Source organism: Nocardioides pakistanensis (assembly GCF_054781215.1).
Window position 1 is genome coordinate 1 of sequence record NZ_BAAGUV010000030.1, and the last position, 24,420, is coordinate 24,420.

At 70.8% G+C, this 24,420-nt stretch carries 17 protein-coding genes and 2 tRNA genes; 13 read left to right on the forward strand and 6 right to left on the reverse strand.

Annotated elements, in window-relative coordinates:
* Positions 1–52 precede the first annotated feature (52 nt).
* From ACYVIH_RS12380 to ACYVIH_RS12390, 3 genes are all read left to right on the forward strand, one after another.
* Positions 53–3,157 (forward strand): DUF4062 domain-containing protein, encoded by a 3,105-nt coding sequence (locus ACYVIH_RS12380; RefSeq protein WP_460869762.1) that lies wholly within the window; start codon positions 53–55, stop codon positions 3,155–3,157.
* A 395-nt stretch (positions 3,158–3,552) separates the two neighbouring features.
* Complete coding sequence (locus tag ACYVIH_RS12385) at positions 3,553–3,678, forward strand: hypothetical protein (RefSeq protein ID WP_460869763.1); 126 nt, start codon at positions 3,553–3,555, stop codon at positions 3,676–3,678.
* Between the two features lie 11 nt (positions 3,679–3,689).
* A complete protein-coding gene (locus ACYVIH_RS12390) occupies positions 3,690–4,745 on the forward strand; it encodes a 3-isopropylmalate dehydrogenase (RefSeq protein WP_460869764.1) in 1,056 nt (351 codons plus the stop codon).
* A 92-nt stretch (positions 4,746–4,837) separates the two neighbouring features.
* Here ACYVIH_RS12390 and ACYVIH_RS12395 read toward each other — a convergent pair whose 3' ends face one another.
* The gene (locus tag ACYVIH_RS12395) at positions 4,838–6,634 is read right to left on the reverse strand and encodes a hypothetical protein (protein ID WP_460869765.1); all 1,797 of its coding nucleotides are present in this window, start codon (positions 6,632–6,634) and stop codon (positions 4,838–4,840) included.
* Between the two features lie 111 nt (positions 6,635–6,745).
* Entirely contained in the window at positions 6,746–8,629 is a 1,884-nt protein-coding gene (locus ACYVIH_RS12400; RefSeq protein ID WP_460869766.1) for a hypothetical protein, read from the reverse strand.
* Positions 8,630–8,860: 231 nt separating this feature from the next.
* Here ACYVIH_RS12400 and ACYVIH_RS12405 point away from each other — a divergent pair, with 231 nt between their 5' ends.
* Positions 8,861–9,952: a branched-chain amino acid aminotransferase gene (locus ACYVIH_RS12405; protein WP_460869767.1), complete on the forward strand. Its 1,092-nt coding sequence runs from the start codon at positions 8,861–8,863 to the stop codon at positions 9,950–9,952.
* A 4-nt stretch (positions 9,953–9,956) separates the two neighbouring features.
* Here ACYVIH_RS12405 and ACYVIH_RS12410 read toward each other — a convergent pair whose 3' ends face one another.
* Positions 9,957–10,856, reverse strand: a complete 900-nt coding sequence (locus ACYVIH_RS12410; RefSeq protein WP_460869768.1) for a MerR family transcriptional regulator — start codon at positions 10,854–10,856, stop codon at positions 9,957–9,959.
* Positions 10,857–11,092: 236 nt separating this feature from the next.
* Here ACYVIH_RS12410 and ACYVIH_RS12415 point away from each other — a divergent pair, with 236 nt between their 5' ends.
* The 4 genes from ACYVIH_RS12415 to ACYVIH_RS12430 all read left to right on the forward strand — a co-directional run bounded on the left by ACYVIH_RS12415 (position 11,093) and on the right by ACYVIH_RS12430 (position 17,569).
* Positions 11,093–12,811: a serine/threonine-protein kinase gene (locus ACYVIH_RS12415; protein WP_460869769.1), complete on the forward strand. Its 1,719-nt coding sequence runs from the start codon at positions 11,093–11,095 to the stop codon at positions 12,809–12,811.
* A 241-nt stretch (positions 12,812–13,052) separates the two neighbouring features.
* Positions 13,053–14,654 carry a citramalate synthase gene (cimA, locus tag ACYVIH_RS12420; RefSeq protein WP_460869770.1) on the forward strand — a complete coding sequence of 534 codons (1,602 nt, stop codon included), beginning with the start codon at positions 13,053–13,055 and terminating at the stop codon, positions 14,652–14,654.
* Between the two features lie 104 nt (positions 14,655–14,758).
* Positions 14,759–16,138, forward strand: a complete 1,380-nt coding sequence (locus ACYVIH_RS12425; RefSeq protein WP_460869771.1) for a TrpB-like pyridoxal phosphate-dependent enzyme — start codon at positions 14,759–14,761, stop codon at positions 16,136–16,138.
* A gap of 9 nt (positions 16,139–16,147) precedes the next feature.
* Positions 16,148–17,569 carry an amidase gene (locus tag ACYVIH_RS12430; protein ID WP_460869772.1) on the forward strand — a complete coding sequence of 474 codons (1,422 nt, stop codon included), beginning with the start codon at positions 16,148–16,150 and terminating at the stop codon, positions 17,567–17,569.
* Between the two features lie 33 nt (positions 17,570–17,602).
* Here ACYVIH_RS12430 and ACYVIH_RS12435 read toward each other — a convergent pair whose 3' ends face one another.
* Positions 17,603–18,535, reverse strand: coding sequence for a 3-methyladenine DNA glycosylase (locus tag ACYVIH_RS12435; RefSeq protein ID WP_460869773.1), 933 nt, complete (start codon positions 18,533–18,535; stop codon positions 17,603–17,605).
* Between the two features lie 52 nt (positions 18,536–18,587).
* Between ACYVIH_RS12435 and ACYVIH_RS12440 the strand changes: the two genes are divergently transcribed.
* From ACYVIH_RS12440 to ACYVIH_RS12460, 5 genes are all read left to right on the forward strand, one after another.
* Positions 18,588–19,388, forward strand: coding sequence for a fumarylacetoacetate hydrolase family protein (locus tag ACYVIH_RS12440; RefSeq protein ID WP_460869774.1), 801 nt, complete (start codon positions 18,588–18,590; stop codon positions 19,386–19,388).
* A complete protein-coding gene (gene gltX / locus ACYVIH_RS12445) occupies positions 19,381–20,871 on the forward strand; it encodes a glutamate--tRNA ligase (RefSeq protein ID WP_460869775.1) in 1,491 nt (496 codons plus the stop codon). Before ACYVIH_RS12440 ends, gltX begins: the two co-directional genes overlap by 8 nt.
* A gap of 6 nt (positions 20,872–20,877) precedes the next feature.
* Positions 20,878–22,077, forward strand: coding sequence for a lysostaphin resistance A-like protein (locus ACYVIH_RS12450; protein ID WP_460869776.1), 1,200 nt, complete (start codon positions 20,878–20,880; stop codon positions 22,075–22,077).
* A gap of 110 nt (positions 22,078–22,187) precedes the next feature.
* Positions 22,188–22,259, forward strand: a tRNA-Gln gene (locus ACYVIH_RS12455).
* 47 nt (positions 22,260–22,306) lie between these two features.
* Positions 22,307–22,382, forward strand: a tRNA-Glu gene (locus ACYVIH_RS12460).
* Positions 22,383–22,490: 108 nt separating this feature from the next.
* On the opposite strand, the gene ACYVIH_RS12465 is transcribed toward ACYVIH_RS12460, so the two are convergent.
* Both ACYVIH_RS12465 and ACYVIH_RS12470 read right to left on the reverse strand, forming a co-directional pair.
* Positions 22,491–23,813, reverse strand: a complete 1,323-nt coding sequence (locus ACYVIH_RS12465; protein ID WP_460869777.1) for a DUF1254 domain-containing protein — start codon at positions 23,811–23,813, stop codon at positions 22,491–22,493.
* Positions 23,814–23,899: 86 nt separating this feature from the next.
* Positions 23,900–24,172, reverse strand: coding sequence for a DUF7144 family membrane protein (locus ACYVIH_RS12470; RefSeq protein ID WP_460869778.1), 273 nt, complete (start codon positions 24,170–24,172; stop codon positions 23,900–23,902).
* Positions 24,173–24,420 lie beyond the last annotated feature (248 nt).

Sequence of the window (24,420 nt, forward strand, 5' to 3'; positions counted from 1 at the left end):
CCAGGAATCAGGAGGCGATCAACAAGTCGCGTGACACGCCCATCCACAGGTCTTGACTATTGCTCGTGATGTCGAGCTCGGGGCCAGGCCGCATCCACCGCGGGAGCTCTACCGCGCCTATCTCGCGCAGAGCGACGTGTTCGTCGGCATCTACTGGCAGCGCTACGGCTGGGTCGCACCCGGGGAGAGCGTGTCCGGCCTGGAGGACGAGTACCTCCTCTCCGAGCGGCTGCCCCGGCTGCTGTACATCAAGCACCCGGCGCCTGACCGGGACGCCGCGCTGTCGTCGCTGCTGCAGCGGGTGCAGGCCGACGACCAGGCCTCCTACCGCCGGTTCTCCAGCACCGAGGAGCTGGCCGAGCTGGTCGGTCATGACCTCGCCCTGCTGTTGAGCGAACGGTTCGGCGAGGCCCGCGTGCCGCCGGCGTCGGAGCGTCCTCGCGCGCCGCTCCCCGCCCCCTTGACGAGGACCGTCGGGCGGAGCCGGGAGATCGACGAGGTCCTCGCGCTCCTCGAGCACGGCACCCGCCTGCTGACCGTGACCGGGCCGGGTGGCGTCGGCAAGACGAGGCTGGCCGTGGAAGCGGCCCACGCGGCCGCGCGGCGCGGATCCACGGTGCACTTCTTCCCGCTCGCGTCGGTGTCCTCACCGAGTCTGGTGCTGCCCACGGTCGCCGACCAGCTCGGAGTGCGCGATGCGGCCTCACCCACTCCCTGCGACTCGCTGGTCGACTACTTCGAAGGTCGCAGCGCACTGCTGCTGCTCGACAACCTGGAACAGGTCGTCCCCAGCGGCCCCGACCTGGTGCGCCTGCTGGAGCGGGCGCCGGGCCTGCAGATGCTGGTGACGAGCAGGCAGGCGCTGCGGGTGGTCGGCGAGCACGAGCTGGCTCTCCCTCCGCTGGCCGTCCCGCCGGAGGCCGCCTCGTCCGTGGAGGTGGGGCAGGCACCCGCGGTGCAGCTGCTGTTGGACCGGGCCCGCGACCGCGGCGCGACCGTCGAGGTCACCGACGACAGTGCGCCGGCCATTGCCGGGCTGTGCCGGCGGCTGGCCGGTCTGCCGCTGGCGATCGAGCTCGCCGTACCGCGCCTGCGCCTCCACGGTCCCCGGGCGCTGCTGGACCGGCTCGAGTCGACCCTGGACCTGCCGGCGGCCGGTGAGGACCTGCCCTCCCGGCAGCGCACCCTGCGGGCGGCGCTGACCTGGAGCCACGACCTCCTCGACGACGCCGAACGCGCGGTGTTCGCGCAGATGAGCGTCTTCACCGGGGGTTGCACCCTCGACGGCGTCGAGGCGGTGTGCACCGACAGCGGGGGAGCGGTCGACACGGCGCTGGCCGGGCTCCTGGACAAGAGCCTGGCGAGGTTCGGTGACCAGCTGCCCTTCGGCGAGGTGCAGATCAACATGCTCGAGCCGGTGCGGGAGTTCGCGCGAGAACAGCTGGATGCCCGCGGAGGCACCGCGCGGGCACGCCAGCGTCACCTCGACTACATGTCGGCGTTGGGCCACGAGGCGGCTCCGTTCCTCTGCGGGCCACGCCAGCGTGAGTGGGCCGCGCGCTTCGACGCGGAGCGGGCCAACGTCCGGACTGCGGTGGAGACGGGCCTGGAGTCCGGGCGATTCGCGACCGTCCTACGCCTGGTGTGGGACACCTTCGTCTACTACTACATCCGTGACGCGCTCGAGGAGTCCCAGCAGTGGGTGCTGCGTATCGCGCGGGAGCGGGAGAGCCTCTCGCCCACGGACCAGGCGCTGGTCGACGTCGGCCTGTTCGTCGTGGGAGCGCAGCCTGCCGACGTGGACCCGGAGGTGCTGTTGCCGGCCGCGGCGGAGGCCTTCGACGCGGGCGGGCTCCCGCTCGAGGCGGCGGTGGCGCGACACAACCTCGGTGTCCACTTCCTGCGCCGGGGCGACCTTCCGCGTGCGGCGGAGGCGCTGGAACACGCATCGCGCTCCTACGCCGCCATCGACCACGACTGGGGGGTGGCCATCGTCGAGATGACGCTGAGCGCCGCGCACGCCGGTCCTGGTGGCGACCGGGCCCGATCACACCTCGAGGTGGCCCTGCGGCATGCCCGGCGCATCGACAACCGGCACCAGATCGCCCAGGCGCTCCAGGGGCTGGCTCTGCTCGACGCTCTGCACGGCCGTCTCGACGTGGCAGCAGGCGAGCTGTGCCAAGCGACCGACCTGGTGATCGACCATCGCTGGTTCGGTGGGGCGACCTACTGCCTCGAGGCCTTCGCAGCGGTCGCGCTCGCCCAAGGCGATCCCGCGGACGCCGTACGGCTCGTCGGGACCGCGCGCTCGCTGCGGATGCGGCGCGGCACCGCGGACTGGACGTTCACGCCGACACGGCCGACCCGGTGCTGGAGAGCGCGCGCGGCCTGGTCGACGAGCAGGCGTTCGCCGAGCACTGGCAGGCCGGCCTGGCTGCGGACCAGGATGTCTTCACCTTGCTGGGATCCCGCCGCGCTGTCCTGCTCGGTCAGCCGGGCGCCACCACGCCGACCGCGCCGGAGGAGCTCAGCGCTTGGCGGCGATGAGTACGGCGGCGTCGGAGGCCACCATCACCTCCACCGTGGTGAACCGCTCGTCGGTCAGCCACTGCTCGCGGAGCACGTCGACGCGACCCTCGAAGACCGGCGGCCAGGACGCGCAGGGAGTGAAGTCGTCGAGCACGACGATCCCGCCTGGCTCGATCAGGTCGATCACCGTGTCGGGGCCGCTGCTCTTGGGCTCCTTGGCATCGAGGAACAGCAGCGAGAACGGGCCGCGGTCGCGCAGGATGGACCAGTCGGCGGCCACCACCTCGACCTGAGGGTCGTCGACGAAGATCTCGGCCGCCGCGTCGGCCAGGGTCGCGTCGAGCTCCGCGGTGAGGATCCGGGCGTCGTCGCGCACGCCGCTGCGCAGCCAGGCCGTCCCGACCCCGCAGCCGGTGCCGAACTCTGCGAGCGTCCCGGTGCGCGTCGCCGCCAGGGTGGCGAGCAGACGCCCCGTCTCGTTGCGGCAGAACGACACGTAGCCGCTGCGCCGCGAGACGTCGAAGGCGCGCGAGACAGGGGCCGGCAGCTCGAGGGGGGCGCTCATGGCGTGCAGTCTGTCAAAGACGCCGACCGCGTCCACGCATCAGAACGGCGTCTCGCATGGTGAGAAGTCTTGTGAATGTGGGCACATGCGGCGTGGCGCATGCCTACCCTGGATGCATCATGCGGAGCTTCTTCGTACTTATCAGCCGCCGCGGCGAGGCCTCTTAAGTAAGGCCACCTCGCCGCGGAGTTCGGCGTTGTCTGGCCCTACGAAGAACCTCCGCAGCGAGAAGCACGAAGCACGCATCACCTGCACCCCTCGTCAGAGATCCCCTCGCAGCAGCGCAACCCGCACTCGAGGATCGAGTCTCATCGGCTCGCAGCGGAGCCGGCCGTCGACAGTACGACGGCCACCCCCCAGCACGATCACGCCACGGGCACCCCGTGCGATCCGCTGCAGCACACCATCGAAGACAACCAGCGCCACCTCTTGGCGCATCGATCCTTTTGGAGCAAGCCATGTATGACATGTATCCCGAGTGGGGCCCCTCTCGTCACGACTACGCCGTCCAGGCTGCCGAGGCCGCGCTGCAGGCGGCTCTCGACCTGCGGGACAACGGCGGTCAGCGCCCGGACGACAACTAGAGTCGTCGTTCATGACGCAGTCGTTGAAGCTCGCCGTGATCCCCGGCGACGGCATCGGTCCGGAGGTCACCGCAGAGGCACTCAAGGTGCTCGAGCAGGTGACCCCGGCCGGTGTGAAGTTCGAAGCCACCCGTTACGACCTCGGAGCGGAGCGGTATCTCGCCACCGGTGAGGTGCTTCCCGACTCGGTGCTCGCCGAGATCAAGGAGCACGACGCGATCCTGCTGGGCGCGGTCGGCGGCAAGCCGGGTGACCCGAACCTTCCGCCGGGGATCCTCGAGCGAGGCCTGCTCCTGCGACTGCGGTTCGAGCTCGACCACTACGTCAACCTGCGCCCCTCGCGGATCTTCCCCGGAGCCAGCTCCCCGCTGGCCGCGCCGGGCGAGGTCGACTTCGTCGTCGTCCGGGAGGGCACGGAGGGGCCGTACGTCGGCAACGGCGGCGCCCTGCGCGTCGGTACGCCGGCCGAGATCGCCACCGAGGTCAGCGTGAACACCGCGTTCGGCGTCGAGCGGGTGGTCCGCGACGCGTTCGCACGGGCGGCCAAGCGTCCGCGCAAGAAGCTCACGCTGGTGCACAAGACCAACGTGCTCGTGCACGCCGGCGCGGTCTGGTCGCGTCTCGTCGACGAGGTGAGCAAGGAGTTCCCCGAGGTCACGGTCGACTACCTGCACATCGACGCAGCCACGATCTTCATGACCACCGACCCGTCCCGCTTCGACGTGATCGTCACCGACAACCTCTTCGGCGACATCATCACCGACCTCGCCGCCGCCATCACCGGCGGCATCGGGCTCGCGGCGAGCGGCAACGTGAACCCCGACCGCACCTTCCCGAGCATGTTCGAGCCGGTGCACGGCTCTGCTCCCGACATCGCCGGCCAGCAGAAGGCCGACCCGACTGCGGCGATCCTGTCCGTCGCGCTGCTCCTGGAGCACCTGGGCTTCGACGAGGCGGCCCGCCGTGTCGAGGACGCCGTGGTGGACGACCTCGCCGAGCGCGGCACCGGCCCTGCCCGTCGTACTGCCGAGACCGGCGACGCGATCGCCGCCCGCCTCTCGCGCTGAGGCGCTCAACTTCGTGGGCCTGACGTGGCCCGGTGGCCGGCCGCGGATGTCCGCGGCCGGCCACGGTCCTCATTCAGCAGCACTCATGTGGGTCAGGCCGGCACAGGTGCGTGCTTCCAGCCGCCCGGTCGCGTGACGGGGCGGGGGGCACAGGTGCCCTTCGAACCCTTGCCTCCCTTCATCTCGTAGCCCCTTTCAGGGCGCTGCTCGCACTTGCCGCCGTCGCCCCACTTCGGGCGCTGAGGCCCCTTGTCGCCGTACCTGGGCTTCCACACCGGGTTGACGTCTGCGCCCTTCGCGGTGGCGTTGCCGCCGGTCTGGCCGGTGTTGGTGTTGTTCTGGGCGACGTAGCCGTTGCCGCCGATGGCGGCTTGGCCGGTGGTGTTGTCGTTGTCGCAGTGGGCGAACAACGCGATGCACTGCAGGCCTTGGGCGCCGAGGTTGATGCCCTGGGCGTTGGCGTCGCCGCCGGTGTCGTTGGCGTTGTTGGTCTGGGTGACGGTGCCGTTGCCGCCGTCGGCGTGGGTGGTGCCGGGGCGGTTCTTGCTCCAGTAGCCCTTGCCGTCGTAGCTGCCCTTGGTGTCGGACTTGTTGTCCTTGCCCTTCTCGGGGTAGCTGGACTTGCCGGTCGCGGTGGCGTTGCCGCCGGTCTGGCCGGTGTTGGTGTTGTTCTGGGCGACCTTGCCGTTGCCGCCCTTGGCGGCTTGGCCGGTGGTGTTGTCGTTGTCGCAGGAGACCTTGACGCCGATGCACTGCAGGCCCTGGACGCCGACGTTGATGCCTTGGGCGTTGGCGTCGCCGCCGGTGTCGTCAGCGTTGTTGGTCTGGGTGACGGTGCCGTTGCCGCCGTCGGCGTCGGTGCCGGGGCCGTTCTTGCTCCAGTAGCCCTTGTCGTAGCTGCCCTTGGTGTCGGACTTGTTGTCCTTGCCCTTCTCGGGGTAGCTGGACTTGCCGGTCGCGGTGGCGTTGCCGCCGGTCTGGCCGGTGTTGGTGTTGTTCTGGGCGACGTAGCCGTTGCCGCCGATGGCGGCTTGGCCGGTGGTGTTGTCGTTGTCGCAGTGGGCGAACAACGCGATGCACTGCAGGCCCTGGACGCCGACGTTGATGCCTTGGGCGTTGGCGTCGCCGCCGGTGTCGTTGGCGTTGTTGGTCTGGGTGACGGTGCCGTCGCCGCCGTCGGCGTCGGAGGCGCCTGAGCCGGAGGTGGCCTGGGCGTCGCCACCGGTGTCGCCGGTGTTGGTGTTGCTCTGGGCGACGTAGCCGTTGCCGCCGATGGCGGCTTGGCCGGTGGTGTTGTCGTTGTCGCAGGAGACCTTGACGCCGATGCACTGCAGGCCGCCCTGGACGCCGACGTTGATGCCTTGGGCGTTGGCGTCGCCGCCGGTGTCGTCAGCGTTGTTGGTCTGGGTGACGGTGCCGTCCCCGCCGTCGGCGTCGGAGGCGCCTGAGCCGGAGCTGGCCTGGGCGTCGCCACCGGTGTCGCCGGTGTTGGTGTTGCTCTGGGCGACGTAGCCGTTGCCGCCCTTGGCGGCTTGGCCGGTGGTGTTGTCGTTGTCGCAGGAGACCTTGACGCCGATGCACTGCAGGCCCTGGACGCCGACGTTGATGCCCTGGGCGTTGGCGTCGCCGCCGGTGTCGTCAGCGTTGTTGGTCTGGGTGACGGTGCCGTCGCCGCCGTCGGCGTCGGTCTCCGCGGCGGCCCCCTTCTGGCTACCGGTCGACGCAGGGGGAGTTCCCTCGCTCGATGATCCCGAGACCACCGACGTGACTGCGGACAAGGGCTGGGTGGCGTCGTTCGCGTCCGCTTGGGCGGTGATCTGGGCGAGGACCCAGAAGCCGCCGACGCACGCCACGGTCACGCCGAACCGTGTCTTCCACGTGTAATGCATGGTCTTGCTCCCTCGAAGTGAGTTCTGTGTCGCGGCGCGGATGCGCCGGTGGAAGGCCCGCGCTGAGTCGGGCGCGCCCGGAACCGGGCGATCAGAACTGCAATGAGGGAACTAGCCGGGACGGTCTTGGACCTGCGCCGCGCGGCCGGAGAGTGCGGTCGCAGTGCCAGGCGTGAGCTGGGCCAAGCCGTTGGCGCGGAGCAGGAGCGCCGCACCGAAGACTGCCATGAGGAGAAGAAGAACGGATCCGGAGGCGCCCTGCGTGCCTCCGCCAGCCGCCGTGATGGCCTCCGCGAGCCCGCCGAGCTGTGTGAGCAGGTTGCGGTCCGGCCCCGGCAGCGGGTCGACGGAGCTGGCATCGGAGGTCGCCTCTACCGTCGGCTGGGAGGCGACGGGAGCCAGCCCCTCTGGGTAGTAGAGGCCACGTGCGCCGAGAACGCTGATCCCGGTGAGGCCGGACTCCTCGGCGCGCAGCAGACCGACGAGCGGCGCCACCACGGGCCTCGCCTCATCTGCGTCGGACGAGATTGCCGCGGTGGTCGAGCTGGGTACGTCGTACGCCGGCGACCAGTCAGCCCTCCAATCGGACGCCGTCGTTGCCGGTGCCGGTGCCGGAAGCACGGTCATCGTGGTCGACGAGGGCGAGGGCTGCCACGCCGGACCGGCGGGCGCGGTGCTCGCCGTGACGCCCGACGCACGGTCGAGCCCGGGGAGGAGGATGGCCGTCAGCTGGCTCGGGCTCACGGAGACGACGCCCGTCAACGGTGTCAGGTCGGCGGCGAGGCTCGGGGCAAGCAGGGGCGAGACGACCTGTCCCAGCAGGGGGTCCGTGGACGAGAGGAGGGGCGGCGCGGTCACCTGGCCCACGAGGCCCGTCACCGGCGCTGTGTCCAGGCCCGGCACCAGGGACTCCCGGGTCAGTCGGTCGAAGATCGGTGTCGTCTCGGTCAACGGCGCGAGCACCGGATCCGTGGTGCCGGTCGCGACGGCACCGAGCTCGGCCAGCAGACCGTCGGCCAGCCCCGTGAAGATCGGCGTCGTGGCCGCGGCGGGTGCTAGGGCCTGTTCGGCCAGGCCATTCGCGGCGTCCGTCACCGGAGTGAGCGTCGGTCCGGCGACAGCTTCGACCTCCTGGACCGGCTCGGTCAGGGTGTGGAGCAGCTCGGCGTCGAGGAGGCGGGTCTCGGCAACGGTGGGGACCGCGGCTGGTGCCACCTCGTCCAGGAGACGGTCGAAGACCGGTGTCGCCTCATCGGTTGTCTCGGCGAGCCGGTCGGGCAGCGGCGCTGCGGTCTGGTCGACGGGTCGAGTGACCGGGCGGGTGAACTCGGCGACGGTTGTCGTCGCCTCGGCCGCGAGCCCCTCGGTCGGGGGCACCTCTGCCGGGGATTTCCGGGTGGACAAGGCTTCCGCGGGCTCGGTGGCCGTGCGCAGGGGTTGCATGGCCTCGGTCGGGAGGGGCTCGGCAGGGCTGGTCTCGGCAGGGCTGGTCTCGGCGGGGAGGGCCTCGGCGCGAAGGGGTTCGGCAGGCAGCGGTTCGAGCAGGGCCGCAGTCCCCGCGGTGCCGGCGGATCCGGTCTCCTCGTCGTCGGGCGCCGTGTCCTTCCCGGGAACCGCCGCGGCACCTCGCACGGCAACGGCATCGGCCACGGGTCGCTTGGCGGATTCAGCGGGCCCGTTCTCGACGAGCGCCGCCGCCGTCTCGGTGACGTGCTCCACCGAGCCACCGCTCCCCGGCCCCGATGAGGGCTGACGGGCCGGGGAGGGCGTGGGAGGCTCGGCACCGGTGGTCTCGGCGATCGAGGTGACCGTCGTACCGGTCGCCTCGACTGGGGACTGCACGTCGGCGCTCGCGGGCGAGACCGGTTCGGTGCCCTCGTCGGCCGAGGCAGCCGACGCGCCGAGCACGATCGCCCCGGCTGCGGCAGCAGGTAGCACCAGGCCTCTTAGCATCAGACGCTGGAGGTGCCGGTTGGTGTGCTTGGCCCCGGCCATAGCCGCCAAGTTAGGACCGCACTCCGACGTCGGTGAAGCGGTCTGCGGCAGCTGGTCGAAGAGACCGGCGAGTAGGTCGGACATACCTCGGATTTGGAGAGCATCGTGTAGCCCGCACGGGCCAACCGGGTGTAGCCCGGACGGGCGGCCGACATGACCCCCGCGTGCGGCTCTCTCGCGGATCAGAGTCTGGTGCGCGAGGGTCGGTGGAGTCGGCTAACGTGACGTGTCATGGACAGTGCGCTCGACATCGCGGTTTCCCCCTCGCCGCACCCGGTCGGTGACGACCGGCTGGCTGAGATCCTCGCCAACCCGGGCTTCGGCCTGCACTTCACCGACCACATGTTCGTAGCGGAGTGGACCCCTGAGCAGGGTTGGCACGACGCCAGGGTGACGCCGTACGCCCCGATCTCGCTCGATCCGGCGACTGCTGTCCTGCACTACGCGCAGGAGATCTTCGAGGGCATGAAGGCGTACCGTCACGACGACGGGTCGGTGTGGACCTTCCGTCCCGAGGAGAATGCTGCGCGCATGGTGCGCTCCGCTCGGCGGCTCGCGCTGCCCGAGCTGCCGGTCGAGGACTTCGTCGCCTCGGTCGACGCGCTCGTCCGCGCCGACGAGCGCTGGGTGCCCGACCCGGCGGGGGAGAAGAGCCTGTACCTCCGGCCGTTCATGTTCGCCTCCGAGAAGTTCCTCGGCGTGCGCCCGTCGCGGCACGTGACCTACATGGTGATCGCCTCGCCCGCCGGCGCCTACTTCGCCAAGGGCCTGAAGCCGGTCAGCATCTGGCTGAGCGAGGAGTACGCCCGGGCCGGCGTCGGTGGCATGGGCGCGGCGAAGACCGGCGGCAACTACGCCAGCTCGCTGGTCGCGCAGCAGGAGGCGACGGAGCAGGGCTGTGACCAGGTCGCGTTCCTCGACACCGTCGACCGCAAGTGGGTCGAGGAGCTCGGCGGGATGAACCTCTACTTCGTCCACGACGACGGCACGATCGTCACCCCCGAGCTGTCGGGGACGATCCTCGAGGGGATCACCCGCTCGTCGATCATCGAGCTGTGCCGGCAGCAGGGCTGGAAGGTCGAGGAGCGCAGGTTCTCCGTCGACGAGTGGCGCGACGGCGTGGCCAGCGGCCGGATCACCGAGGTGTTCGCGTGCGGCACCGCGGCCGTGGTCACCCCGGTCGGCAAGCTCAAGTGGCGCGGCGGCGAGGTCGGCAACGGCGACGACATCGGCCCCGTGACACAGCAGGTGCGCCGGGCACTCGTCGACATCCAGTACGGCCGGGCCGAGGACACGTTCGGCTGGATGCACCGGGTCCTCTGACCGGCTAAACGGGCAGCTCCTCCACGATCCGCGCGGCCTCGGTGATCGAGTCCGGCAGCGTGACCACGTCGGCGTCGAGGCCCGCGGCGTGCGCGCCGCCGACCGCGACCGCCACGTCAGGGCGTGCCTTGCGGAGCGCGCGGGCGGTGCTGGCGGCGGCCTCCCGGTCCTGCTCGGTGGGCACGGCGAGGACAGCGGCGCGCGTCGGGAAGGCGCGTACGGCGCGCACCCAGCTGTCCGACGGAAGGTCCGCCCCGACGTAGACCACCGCGGCCCCGCGACGACGGGCCACCGTCGCGAACGCCAGCGCGCCGAGCTCGTGGTGCGCACCCGGGGGCAGGCCGACGACGAGCCGGGGCCCACGGGGCAGGCTGGCCGCCGCAGAGAACGAGTGGGAGAGCCGGCGCATCACCGCGTGGCTGCCGGCGTGCTCGCCGACCACGTCGACGTCGCCGCGGGCCCAGGCCTCACCCAGTGCGCGCAGAGTGGGCATCAGCCACTCGTCGGTGACCGCCTCGAACGAGCTGAGGGCGAACGCACGGTCGAGGACCGACTCGATGCCGACGGCGTCGACCGCGGCTGCGGCGGCGAGGAAGCCGTCGGCGAGAGCGCGGCCCTCGGGGTTCTCGAGCAGCGGTGTCGCAGTCCCCCCGCCGGCCGCCGGAGCGGGCGGCGTGGCTACATCCGCCGACCGGCCGGCCACGGCCTTCGCGGCCTCGGCGGGCGGCCAGCCGTCGTCGACGAGCCGGCGCATCGCGGTCAGCGCGGCGATCGCCTGCTCGTCGTACAGCCGGTAGCCGCCCTCGGAGCGTCGGGGCGTGACGACGTGGTAGCGGCGCTCCCAGGCGCGCAACGACGCCTCGGAGACCCCGGTGCGCGCCGCGGCCTGCTTGATCGTGTACATGACCGGTCCAGACTACCCGCGCGAGCATTGCGCAAACATTGGACAAACATTTGACAGAATGCGGTGGGGTCACCTACTGTTCTCCACAGAGACCGGGGCACACGCTGACCCGGCACCACGAGGGTCACGCACCCATGACAGATCGCCGTCCCGCCGGACCTCCCCTGAAAAGCCGGCGGGGCGGCGACGTCGCGTTGCAGCCCGTCTCGACCGAAGGCCTCGGCTACCGTGGTGCGGTGAGGTCCACCCAGCCCCAGCCCGCCACCCCGCCGCCCGGACTCCGGGTGGGGGCGTACCGGCTGATCGCCAAGATCGGCGAGGGCGGCATGGGCGTGGTGCACCTGGCCCAGGCGGCGGACGGCAGACGGGTCGCGCTCAAGGTTCTGCGTCCGCACATCGTCGGCGACGACGAGGCTCGCGCGCGGCTCGCCCGTGAGGTCGCCTCCCTGCGCCGGGTCCGGCACCCACGAATCGCCGAGATCATCGACGCCGACCCGTGGGGCGAGACGCCCTTCGTCGCCACGCGGTACGTCCCCGGCCTCTCCCTGCACCAGCACGTGAAGCAGGAAGGGCCCGTGACCGGAGAGGACCTGCGACACCTTGCGGCCGGGCTCGCCGAGGCGCTGGCCGCGGTGCACGCCGCCGGTGTCCTGCACCGCGACATCAAACCCTCGAACGTGTTGCTCGAGGGACGCTCGCCGGTGCTGATCGACTTCGGCCTGGCCAGGCTCGCCGACGACCCGCGGCTGACGATGACCGGCTGGCTGCTCGGCACACCCGGCTACCTCGCCCCGGAGATCCTGTACGGCGAGGACGCCACCGCGGCCTCCGACGTGCACTCCTGGGCGGCCACCGTGGTGTACGCCGCCACGGGACGACCGCCGTTCGGTGGCGGTCCTGCCATGGCGATCATGGACCGGGTGCGTCGCGGCGAGCACGACCTGTCCGGGGTGCCCGCCGACCTCCTCCCGCTGGTCCGCGCGGCCCTGGCGCCCGACGCCGCCGACCGACCCGCGCTGACGACCCTGATGAAGGAGCTGCGGCCGCGACCGACCCGGCGCAGCATCCCGGTCGACGACCCCACGATGCCCTTCGCGCTGGCGGCACGCGGCCACGACGCAGACCCGACCGACGTGCTCGCCACCGACCGCCACGCGGCGGCCCTCGACGACGTCGCCACCGTGGCCGACACGATCGCCGGCGGCAGCTCGCTCCCGCGCACGATCCCCGGGCCGGTGACGGCGCCGCCGACCACGCCGCTGACCGTGGTCCAGCCGGCCGCGCGGGCACCGTACGTCCAGCCGGCCCCTCCCACGGAGTTCAGGCAGCCGGGCGCCCCCGCGGACTGGCGGCCCCCGCCCTCGGGCACCCCCCGGCTGCAGCGGGGCCTGATCCTCACCGGGCTGTTCGCCCTCGTCACCGTCGGGTTCGCGCTGGCGCCGTACCTGTGCCTCGCCGGTGTCAGCCTCGCCGCCCTGACGCTGCGCACCTACTCGTGGACCTCCGAGGCCTCCCGCAACCGCACCGTGCGGCGCGGCCGCCGCCGGTGGTACGACGGTCCGCTCGCTGTGCTGTCCTCGCCGTGGTACCTGCTCGTCGCGACCGGCGGGACGTTGATGCTCGTGCTCTGGTCGGCCGCCCTTGCCTTCCTGGCCGGGCTCGCGGTGCTGCTGTTCCGGCTGTCGACCGTCTCGAGCCTGCTCGTGATGGGCGCCGTGCTGGCCTTCGCGGTCTGGTGGGGGCCGGGCGGCCAACGGCTGCGGGTGCCCACCCGGGCTCTCGTGCTGCGCGCCACGCGGTTGCCCGTGCTCGGATGGACCGCCGTCCTGGCCGTCGTCGTGGCCGCGAGTGGCGCCGCCTACCTGCTCGGGCAGCACGGGGTGAGCTGGGAGCCTCAGCCCGGCCCGCCGTGGCGCGGCGGGACGCTGCTCGGCGGCTTCCTGCGCTCGTTCTGAGCGGCCCGGTCCTGCCGAACCCGGACCGGATGGCGAGATCCGGTTCCAGGGTGGGGACGGCCGTGGCAGACTCGAGGGGTGACCAGGCAGCAGATCATTATCAGCTAGCGCATCGAGCCCCGCTCGGTGCGCTGACCTCTCGTGATACGGGAGGTTTTTTTGTTGCCCGACACGACCCGCCACACCGCCGTACCGAACACCGACGCCGCGACAGCGGTCCGGCCCGAGCCGAGGATCCACGATGAGCACAGCCGGCAGCACCCCCGGTGACTTCCACGTCTACGACACGACCCTGCGTGACGGCGCGCAGCAGGAGGGGCTCAACCTCTCCGTCGCGGACAAGCTGGCGATCGCCCGCCAGCTCGACGACCTCGGGGTCGGCTACATCGAGGGCGGGTGGCCGGGCGCGAACCCCAAGGACACCGAGTTCTTCCGCCGCGCGCAGACCGAGCTCGGCCTGAAGAACGCCCAGCTCGCGGCGTTCGGCGCCACCCGGCGGGCCGGCATGAAAGCCGCCGACGACCCGCTCGTCGCAGCACTGCGCGACAGCGGCGCCGGGGTGGTGACGCTCGTCGCGAAGTCCCACGACCGCCACGTCGAGCTGGCCCTGCGCACCACGCTCGAGGAGAACCTCGCGATGGTCCGCGACACCGTCGAGCATCTGCGGGCCGAGGGCCAGCGGGTCTTCCTCGACGCCGAGCACTTCTTCGACGGCTATCGGGACAACCGGGACTACGCGCTCGAGGTGGTCCGCGTGGCGGCCGAGGCCGGAGCCGAGGTCGCGGCGCTGTGCGACACCAACGGCGGGATGCTGCCGCCCTGGGTCGCCGACGTGGTCAACGACGTCATCGAGGCCACCGGTGCGCGGGTCGGCATCCACTGTCACAACGACACCGGCTGCGCGGTCGCGAACACGCTCGCGGCCGTCGACGCCGGCGCCACCCACGTGCAGGGCACGCTCAACGGCTACGGTGAACGGACCGGCAACGCCGACCTGGTCTCGGTGGTGGCGAACCTCGAGCTCAAGCTCGGCCGTCAGGTGCTCCCGGTCGGCCACCTCAAGGAGGCCACCCGGATCGCGCACGCCGTCGCCGAGGTGACGAACTTCCCGCCCGCCTCGCGCCAGCCGTACGTCGGCTACAGCGCATTCGCGCACAAGGCCGGCCTGCACGCCAGCGCGATCAAGGTCGACCCGAACCTGTACCAGCACATGGACCCGATGCTGGTCGGCAACGACATGCGGTTACTGGTCTCGGACATGGCCGGCCGGGCGAGCATCGAGCTCAAGGGCAAGGAGCTCGGTTTCGACCTGAGCGCCGACCGGGACCTGGTCACCCGGATCACCAACCGGGTCAAGGACCTCGAGGCCCGTGGCTACACCTTCGAGGCCGCGGACGCGTCGTTCGAGCTGCTGCTCGTCGAGGAGGTCGAGGGGGTCCGCCCGTCGTACGTCGAGGTCGAGTCGTGGCGGGTGATCACCGACTCCAAGCCCGGCGACGAGGCGGTGTCCGAGGCGACCATCAAGCTGCGTGCCGGCGGTGCCCGGATCATCACCACCGCCGAGGGCAACGGGCCGGTGAACGCCCTCGACCAGGCGCTGCGCGACGCGATCGGGCAGGCCTACCCCGAGGTCGCGAAGTTCGAGCTGATCGACTACAAGGTGCGCATCCTCGACCAGGGACACGGCACCGACGCGGTCACCCGGGTGCTCATCGAGACCAGCGACGGGGCCAGCTCCTGGGTCACCGTCGGGATCGGGCACAACGTCATCGAGGCGTCCTGGGGCGCGCTGCTCGACGCGGTCACGTTCGGTCTGCGCAAGCACGGCGAGACGCCGCAGTAGACCGGCCCGGGCGCCGGTCTGGTCACCTGACGGAACGGGGGACGCCGGGCCGGGTGACGACACTAGGCTTCCGGCGAGATCCCGCTCACACCCGGAGGAGCCACATGGGCGACGTCAAGCAGCACAAGATCGAGCTCACCGAGTCGGAGATGCCGACGCGCTGGTACAACGTGCTGCACGACCTGCCCACCCCACCGCCGGCGGTGCTGCACCCCGGCACCGGCCAGCCGGTGGGTCCCGACGACCTGTCGGCGCTGTTCCCGATGGAGCTGATCCTGCAGGAGGTCAGCACCGAGCAGTACGTCGAGATCCCCGGCGAGGTGCTCGACGTGTACCGGCTGTGGCGGCCCAGCCCGCTGTACCGGGCGCACCGGCTCGAGAAGGCGCTCGGCACGCCGGCGCGCATCTACTACAAGTACGAAGGCGTCTCGCCGGCCGGCTCGCACAAGCCGAACACCGCCGTACCCCAGGCGTTCTACAACGCCCAGGCCGGGATCAAGAAGCTCACCACCGAGACCGGCGCCGGCCAGTGGGGCACCTCGCTGGCGTTCGCGTGCGCCCAGTTCGGCCTGGAGTGCGAGGTATGGCAGGTCCGCGCCTCCTACGACCAGAAGCCGTACCGGCGGATGATGATCGAGACCTTCGGCGGCACCGTGCACCCGAGCCCCTCGAACCTCACCGAGTCGGGCCGGGCGGTGCTCGCCGAGCACCCGGACTCCACCGGCTCTCTCGGCATCGCGATCAGCGAGGCGGTCGAGGTGGCCGCCGGCGACCCGGGCGTGAACTACGCGCTCGGCAGCGTGCTGAACCACGTGCTGCTGCACCAGACGATCATCGGCGAGGAGACCCTGCTCCAGCTGGCCAAGATCGGTGAGACCGCTGACCTTCTCCTCGGCTGCACCGGGGGCGGCTCGAACTTCGGCGGGCTGATGTTCCCGTTCCTGCGGGAGAAGTGGGCCGGCCGGATGGACCCCGTGGTCCGCGCTGTCGAGCCGGCCGGCTGTCCGTCGCTGACCCAGGGCACCTACGCCTACGACTTCGGGGACACCGCCGGGCTGACCCCGTTGATGAAGATGCACACGCTCGGCCACGACTTCGTGCCCGACCCGATCCACGCCGGCGGCCTGCGCTACCACGGGATGAGCCCGCTGATCAGCCACCTGTACGAGTCCAAGGAGATCGAGGCGGTCGCCAAGCCGCAGACCGAGTGCTTCGCGGCGGGCGTCCTGTTCGCGCGCACCGAGGGGATCGTCCCCGCGCCCGAGGCCACCCACGCCCTCGCCGAGGCGGTCGCTGAGGCCGTCCGGTGCAAGGAGAGCGGCGAGGAGCGGGTGATCGTGGTGGCGCTCAGCGGCCACGGCCACCTCGACCTGCCGGCCTACGACGCCTACAACTCCGGGAAGGTCGTCGACCACGACTGGGCCGACGACGACATCCAGGCAGCGGTCGCCCAGGCTCTCGCCAAGCTGCCGAACCTCGACTGAGAGGCACCGATGGGGGAGTTGCACGACCTGACCGCGCTGGAGCAGGCCGCGGCCGTCCGGACGGGTGAGGTGTCGCCGACGGAGCTGGTCGAGCACTACCTGCAGCGGGTCGAGCGGCTCGCGGGTGACGTCGGGGCGTTTGTCACGGTCACCGCGGACGAGGCGCGGCGGCAGGCGGCAGCGGCCGAGGCACGTCTTGCCGACGGCGCCGAAGGACTCTCGCCGCTGTTCGGCGTGCCCACGGCGGTCAAGGACCTCAACCAGACCGCCGGGGTGCGGACCACCTTCGGGTCGGCGAGCATGGCCGACTTCGTGCCCGAGGTCTCCGACGAGGTCGTGCTCCGGCTCGAGGCGGCGGGGATGACGTGGCTGGGCAAGACCAACACCCCCGAGTTCGGGTCGCCCTGCTACACCGAGCCCGACGTCGCGCCACCGGCCCGGACCCCGTGGGACCTCGACCGGATGGCCGGCGGGTCCAGCGGCGGCGCGGGCGCGGCGGTCGCCGCCGGCCTCGTGCCGATCGCCCAGGGCTCTGATGGTGGCGGCTCGATCCGGATCCCGGCGAGCTGCTGCGGGCTGTTCGGCCTCAAGCCGAGCCGCGGCCGGATCAGCGCCGGCCCCGTGTACGGCGACCCGGTCGGTCTCGGCACCAACGGGCCGCTGGCGCGCACCGTCCGCGACGCCGCGGCGATGCTCGACGTGATGGCGGGTCCCGCCGTCGGCGACCCGTTCTGGGCACCGCCGCTGCCGCCCGGGGAGAGCAACCTCGGCTGGTGCGACCGGGAGCCCGGGCGGCTGCGCATCGCGCGGTTCAGCACGCCGGTCATCGTCGACGCCGACATACACCCGGAGGTGCTCCGCGCCTACGACGACGCCACCCGGCTCCTCGAGGGGCTCGGGCACGACGTGGAGGAGATCGACGTACCCATGCCGCGGGAGGCGGTGGCGGTGTTCGAGACCTGCTGGTCGGTGCTCACCTCGCTCTCGCCGGCGCCCGAGGGCCGCGAGCACCTGCTGCGGCCGCTGACCCGCTGGCTGCAGGAGCGCGGCCGGGCCGTGAGCGGACCGGAGTTCGGGTTCGCGGTCGGCGAGCTGCGCCGGGTCGCTGCGGTCGCGCTGCAGCGGCTGGCGCCGTACGACGCGGTGCTCACCCCGACACTCGCCCAGCCGCCCCTGCGGATCGGGGAGATCCGTGACGACGCCGACCCGGCCCGCGACTTCGAGAACCAGAAAGCGTTCACCCCCTACACGTCGGCGTGGAACGTGACCGGCATGCCCGCAGCATCCCTGCCGCTGCACCTGACCGACGGCGGGCTGCCGGTCGGTGTGATGCTGGCCGCCCGACCGGCGCAGGAGCACGTGCTGCTGTCGCTGTGTGCCCAGGTCGAGGCCGCGGCCCCGTGGCACGACCGGCGTCCGCCCTGCTGGTGACCCGGCCCGGCCGGACTGCATGACGTCGCGGGTTCACAGGGCGGCGAGCAGGCGCTCCACCTCGGCGACCAGCCGCGCGCGCAGGGGCGCACCCCGCTCGGCGAAGCGGCGCTGCGCGGCGACGTACTCCTGCTTGCCCTCTGCGGTCTCGACGGCGACGGGGGCGTAGCCGAGCGCGGAGAGGTCGTACGGCGAGGCGCGCATGTCGAGCACCCGGATGTCGTGGGCGAGCTCGAAGCAGTCGGCGACCAGCTCCGAGGGCACCATCGGCGAGAGCCGGAAGGCGTGCTTGTAGAGGTCCATCCCGGCGTGCAGGCACCCGGGCTGCTCGAACTCCGCCCGGTCGTCGCGGCCGGGGGAGAGGGTGTTGCGCGGCCGTGCCTCGTCGGTGAAGAACCGGAAGGCGTCGAAGTGCGAGCAGGCGATCCGGTGCTGCTCGACGACCTGGTCAGTGCCCTCGGCGCCGAGCCGCAGCGGCCACGAGGAGTGGCGTACGTCGGTCGGGTCGAGCTTGTAGACCATGGCCCACTCGTGCATGCCGAAGCAGCCGAGCTGTGCGGGCCGCGAGGCGGTCGCCGTGAGCAGGTTGTGCAGGCCGCGCAGCAACCGCTCCTGCGAGGCGACGTACTCCCGGGACACCGTCATGTCCGTGGTCGAGCCGTCGGTGGTCGAGCTCGCGGTGTCCTGAGCCCATCGAAGGGTCGAGACCGCGTACCCCTTCAGCCCGGCGTACTCCTCGGCGTCCTCGAGGACCACGCCGAAGCCGGGGTGCCAGCGCCGAAGCCCCGCCGGCCGCTGCGAGTAGTAGGTGAAGAGGAAGTCCTCGACCGGGTGCGCGACGCGCTGACGCCGACGCTCCAGGTGCGGCTGCACCCACCGGTCGACGCGCGCCTCGTGGGCAGCCCGGCGCAGCCGCCAGGTGGACGCGTCGAGCACCTCGCGGGTCGCGGTCGCCGGGTTCTCCACAGCCAGAAGGGTAGTCAGCGGTCCGAGAGACTCCCGCGGGTAGGCTCGGCGCGTGCGTATCGCAAGGTTCACCACCGGAGAAGAGCCCATGTACGGCGTCGTCACCGGCGAGGTCGACGAGCTCGGCCTGCCCGACGAGGACGCCATGGTCGTCGCGCTCGCCGGCGACCCTCTCTACGTCGGCGTCCACCTGACCGAGGAGCAGTTCAAGCTGTCCGACGTCCGGCTGCTCGCCCCGGTGATCCCGCGCAGCAAAGTGGTCGGGATCGGGCGCAACTACGCCGCGCACGCCGCCGAGATGGGCAACGAGCTGCCGAGCGAGCCGCTGATGTTCATCAAGCCCAACACCTCGGTGGTCGGCCCGAACGACCCGGTGTTCTACCCCAAGCAGACCAGGGAGCTGCACTACGAGGGCGAGCTGGCCGTGGTGATCGGTCGGATCTGCCGCGACGTGGCACCCGACCGGGTGGCCGACGTGGTCTACGGCTACACGATCGGCAACGACGTCACCGCCCGCGACCTGCAGCGCAGCGACGTGCAGTTCACCCGGGCCAAGGGCTTCGACTCGTTCTGTCCGCTCGGCCCGTGGATCGAGACCGAGCTCGACGTCTCCGACCTGCGGCTGCAGACCCACCTCAACGGTGACCTCAAGCAGGACGGTTCGACCAAGGACCTGATCTTCGACGTGCCGACCCTGGTCTCGCACGTCTCCTCCGTGATGACGCTGCTGCCCGGCGACGTGATCCTCACCGGCACCCCGGAGGGTGTCGGTCCGATGAACCCCGGTGACGAGGTCGACGTGACGATCTCGGGCATCGGGACCCTGACCAACAAGGTGGTTTCCCGTGACTGACGCTTCCGCGTCGCCCGTGCGTGTCCGATTCTGTCCCTCGCCGACCGGCAGTCCGCACGTGGGCCTGGCCAGGACCGCGCTGTTCAACTGGGCCTTCGCGCGCCACCACGGTGGCACCTTCGTGTTCCGCATCGAGGACACCGACCCTTCCCGGGACTCCGAGGAGTCCTACGAGACGCTGCTCGAGGTGATGCGCTGGCTCGGGCTCGACTGGGACGAGGGCCCGGAGGTCGGCGGTCCCTACGGTCCGTACCGCCAGTCGGAGCGTTACGACATCTACCGTGACGTGGCCGCGAAGCTTCTCGAGGCCGGACGCGCCTACCACTGCTACTGCTCCACCGAGGAGCTCGAGCAGCGCAACGAGCGGGCGCGGGCCGAGGGGCGTGCGCCCGGGTACGACGGCCACTGCCGCCGGCTCACCGCCGAGCAGGTCGCGGCCTACGAGGCCGAGGGGCGCAAGCCCACCCTGCGCTTCCGGATGCCCGACACGCCGATCACGTTCGAGGACCTGATCCGCGGCGAGATCACCTTCCAGCCGGAGAACGTCCCCGACTTCGTCCTGGTCCGCGCCAACGGTCACCCGCTCTACACCCTCGTCAACCCCGTCGACGACGCGCTGATGGAGATCACCCACGTGCTCCGTGGCGAGGACCTGCTGTCGTCCACGCCGCGGCAGATCGCCTTCTACGACGCTCTCGGTGAGATCGGTGTCGGCAACGGCACGCTGCCGAAGTTCGGCCACCTGCCCTATGTCATGGGTCAGGGCAACAAGAAGCTGTCCAAGCGCGACCCCGAGTCGAACCTGCTCGGCTACCGCGACAGCGGGTTCCTGCCCGAGGGTTTGTTGAACTACCTGGCGCTGCTCGGCTGGGCGATCGCGGAGGACCGCGACATCTTCTCGATGGAGGAGATGGTCGCCGCGTTCGAGATCGGCCGGGTCAACCCCAACCCTGCTCGCTTCGACCTGAAGAAGTGTGAGGCGATCAACGCCACCCACCTGCGGGCCCTGAGCATCGACGACCTCACCGAGCGCATGGTGCCGTTCCTGCAGAGCGCCGGGCTGCTCGGTGAAGAGCCGACCGACGAGCAGCGCGCTCTTCTCACGCAGGCTGCCCCTCTGGTCCACGAGCGGATGACCACGCTCGCGGAGTCCGTCGAGATGCTCGGGTTCCTCTTCGTCGACGAGGCCCGCTTCGAGCGCGACCCGGCCGACGCGGAGAAGACGCTGAACGACGACGGGCGCCGCGTGGTGAAGGCCGCCCACGACGCGCTCGCGTCGCTGGACTCCTGGACCACCGAGGCGATCGACGCCGCGCTGCGCAAGGCCCTGGTCGAGGACCTCGGCCTGAAGCCACGCAACGCCTTCGGCCCGGTGCGTGTCGCTGTGACGGGTCGCCGGGTCTCGCCGCCGCTGTTCGAGTCGCTGGAGCTGCTCGGCCGCGAGCGCTCGCTGGCCCGGCTGAACAGCGCCCAGGAAGGCTGAGGCGCGGTGGCGACCGGCGACGGGGTGACCGGCCCCACCGGAGGGCAGGGTCAGCCGTACGGCGGCCCACCCCAGGCGGGATCGCAGCCGTGGCCGCCGCAGCAGTACGGCGGTCCGCCGCCGTGGGGGCCGCCACCGCCGTGGGGCGGACCTCAGCCGTGGGCCCCGCCGCCGTACCCCGGAGCGGCTGTGCCGCCGCCGGACGCCCGGCCCCCGCTGCCACGGTTCCCGCACCCGGAGCCGCGCGAGTACCACCAGATGCTGCGCACCTGGAACTACGCCTGGTGGAAGCCGGTCGTCGGCATCGTTCTCGTCGTGGTCGGCATGCTCATTGTCGCGCCGATGGTGCTGATGCCGATCCTGATCGTCGGGGTGATGTTCGAGGACGGCAACTTCTGGGAGAACTTCGAGAGCGCGGCCTCCCTCGAAGCGGTCGGGCCCGCCTCGCTGCTCTACCTCAACCTCACGCTGGGGTCGGCGATCCTGATCACCTGGTTCGTGATGCGCGTCGTGCACCGGATGCGGCCGCGCTGGCTGACCTCGGTGGTCCCGAAGATGCGCTGGAAGCTGCTGTTCATCTTCATCGGCATCTCGGTGGTGGCGCTGATCGCCCAGATGGGCGTGGCCATGCTCGTCGAGCTGCTGATGCCCGGCGAGCAGGATGTCTCGGTGTCCGGTGAGGTCAACGACTTCACCGCCACCACAGCCCTGCTCGCGCTGATCGTGCTGCTCACCACGCCCCTGCAGGCAGCAGGGGAGGAGTACGTCTTCCGCGGTTACCTCATGCAGGCCCTGGGCTCGCTGTGGCGCAACAAGTGGGTGGCGCTGCTGGCCACGTCGCTGCTGTTCGCGGTGGCGCACGGCGTGCAGAACTTCCCACTGTTCTTCGACCGGTTCATGTTCGGTTTCATCGCCGGCTGGCTCGTGATCCGCACCGGTGGGCTCGAGGCGGGCATCGCGATGCACATCCTCAACAACTTCTTCGCCTTCGGCTACGCCCTGGCCTTCGCGGACCTGAGCGAGAGCCTGAACGTCTCCGAGGTGGGCTGGGAGAACATCCCGGTGACCTTGACCCAGGCGCTGACCTACGCGGGACTGGTCCTGCTCGTCTCCCGGAAGCTCGACGTGCAGCGACGCACGGCCCCGCCGGCGGACCTCGTTCGGCCCGAACCGGCGGCTCAGGGAGCCGTGGTCGGCTCACCCTGATGTGAGGGTCCTCACGGGCGGGACTGGCAGCGTTCGCCCGTTTTGGTCCCGACCCAGGTCGCCGTGTATTGTCATGCCTCGGCTTCGCAAGAGGCCGCAGCAAGATCCCATGGGGTATGGGGTAATTGGCAGCCCGACTGGTTCTGGTCCAGTTAGTCTAGGTTCGAGTCCTAGTACCCCAGCGATTGGCCGAAATCCTCAGCCTAGGCTAGGGTTTCAGTCGCTCAAGGCCCCCGTTGTGTAGTGGCCTAGCACGCCGCCCTCTCAAGGCGGTAGCGCCGGTTCGAATCCGGTCGGGGGTACCAAACCGAAAGCGGTCCTGGTCAGCGAAACGCTGAGCGGGGCCGCTTTCGGCGTTCCGGGCGTCACCGACCCGCCGCGGGCCGGACGGGCCCCGAGTGTGCGGCGGTCTGTCAGACCCGTTGGGGTGGGGGCGCCTTCCAGGTGCCGTCGAGGGCCTCCTCTGCGGGCCAGTAGCAGCGCATGGCGACCAGGAACGGTCCCGGCGGGGCCGGGAGCCAGTTGGCTTGCAGATCCTCCGCCGGAGAGTCGTGTTGGAGGTGCAGGGTCAGCCCACCGTCCGGGTCGAGTCTGAGGTCGGGCAGCATCGCGGAGTTGATCAGGTAGCGGTTCAGCGGGTTGGCGACCAGGAGGCTCTCCGGCAGCTGGTACATGGTCAGCGACCAGAACGCAAGCACGGGGGGAAGATCTCCGGGTCCGAAGCGCAACGTGTATCGCTCGGACCCCGAGAGCGGCCGTTCCGCGGAGTCGACGGTGTAGAGCCAGTACACCGCCTCCTCCTTCGAGTTGCCGTAGAGCCCCAGCACGGCAGCGGCCATCCGGTACAGGTAGTTGTTACCCAGGAACTCCCGAGTCCCGAACATGTCGCCGGCGGTGACCTCGCCCGTGTCGACGCGGTGCTGCTTGAACGCGGCGAACTCGGCCCACGCATCCTCCACGCCCTGCTGCATCGCCTCTCTGGCCTCGGGGGCCAGGGCGTCCGGGTCGAACGTGGTGGCCCCGTCGAAGCCCGCTGCAGCGAACCGTGCTCGGAGCTCCATCTCGGAGGGATGGACGGGACAGAAGCGCAAGACGAAACGCAGGATCTCGAAGAAGCGAAGGGATGTCTTCTGGTCGTCCTTGCTGAGCGGTTTCAAAAACTCCGTCGGGGGGCCGGCCGCCGGCGCGGCCACACCAAGGAAGGACGACACCGGGCGTGCCTGGTACCCCGCCTGGACGGCCTTGACGTGGTCGAGGTCGGCAGGGTTCAGCAACTGCGTCCGGTAGACGGCAACCGCGAAGTCGGCTTCGGAGCGGAAGACCCGGTCGACTCCAGGGGGTGTGTCTCCCACCCAGGTCGGCCCGGTGACCATGTAGTTGCCGCCGCCGTTTCCGGTTGTCCGGCTTCCCGCATAGGCGAAGTTGTGGGTGTAGGCGTCGATGAACTGGACGCTGAAGTAGCGGCCCGGATCGACGCGCGGCACGGTGAGCACGAGCGGTTCAGCGCGCAGGTCCATCCCGATCATGGAGTACGGCGTGTCCGAGTTCGGCGTCACGACAGCCGTGTCCTGCGATGTGTAGACACGAGGCATGTTTCTCAGCACGTTCCACGGTGCCTTGAACTCCGGGTCGGTGGTGTCCTCGAAGTAGGCGTACTGAACGCGGTAGCTGTCCACCATCGGGAAGCCGTAGACATAGCCGAGCTTGGCGATCTCCCGCATCTCGGACAGATCCACGTCAGCCTCCGCAGCCGTAGCCAGGTGCTCAGACGACGGCCGCTCGACCTCGGGTCCGGGCGGCCGTCCCTGTTGCGGCGAGCCGGTCACCTGGCGCGTCCCCGAGCGGTCTTCATCTCTGCGCCGTGGACGGTCAGAGCCCAGATGACGAGCACGTCGAGCGCGATCATCATCATGGACCAGAGCGGGTAGGCGGCGAGGAACGCCAGGTTCACCAGAGCGCTCGTCATGGCGATCAGGACGCCGACCACCCGTGCCCACATCTGGCCGTACAGGACAGCGACACCGGTCGCCAACACCACGGCGCCGAGGACCAGGTGGGACCATCCCCATGCCGTGAAGTCGATGCTGACAGCCAGGCCTGTCGGCGGCCACGAGAAACTGCCCGGAGACGGCCACGAAGCTGCCCGCTGGCGGACATGAAACCTGCCCGCTGACGGTCATGGGATCTGCCCGACACGACGTCGTCTGCCTCGCTGCGCTGCGCGGTTGAGGCCCCTTCCTCGGGTGCGATGAGCGGTGCTGAAGCGCCCTGTCGCTCCCCGAGGAAGGGATGAGTTGAAGTCTGCCGAGGAGATCATGGAAATCTTGGATGCCTACGACCTGA

Coding starts and splice junctions, on each gene's coding strand:
- ACYVIH_RS12385 (WP_460869763.1), top strand. CDS start 3,553: ATGTATGACATGTATCCCGAGTGGGGCCCCTCTCGTCACGACTACGCC.
- ACYVIH_RS12390 (WP_460869764.1), top strand. CDS start 3,690: ATGACGCAGTCGTTGAAGCTCGCCGTGATCCCCGGCGACGGCATCGGT.
- ACYVIH_RS12395 (WP_460869765.1), bottom strand. CDS start 6,634: ATGCATTACACGTGGAAGACACGGTTCGGCGTGACCGTGGCGTGCGTC.
- ACYVIH_RS12400 (WP_460869766.1), bottom strand. CDS start 8,629: ATGGCCGGGGCCAAGCACACCAACCGGCACCTCCAGCGTCTGATGCTA.
- ACYVIH_RS12405 (WP_460869767.1), top strand. CDS start 8,861: ATGGACAGTGCGCTCGACATCGCGGTTTCCCCCTCGCCGCACCCGGTC.
- ACYVIH_RS12410 (WP_460869768.1), bottom strand. CDS start 10,856: ATGTACACGATCAAGCAGGCCGCGGCGCGCACCGGGGTCTCCGAGGCG.
- cimA (WP_460869770.1), top strand. CDS start 13,053: ATGAGCACAGCCGGCAGCACCCCCGGTGACTTCCACGTCTACGACACG.
- ACYVIH_RS12425 (WP_460869771.1), top strand. CDS start 14,759: ATGGGCGACGTCAAGCAGCACAAGATCGAGCTCACCGAGTCGGAGATG.
- ACYVIH_RS12430 (WP_460869772.1), top strand. CDS start 16,148: ATGGGGGAGTTGCACGACCTGACCGCGCTGGAGCAGGCCGCGGCCGTC.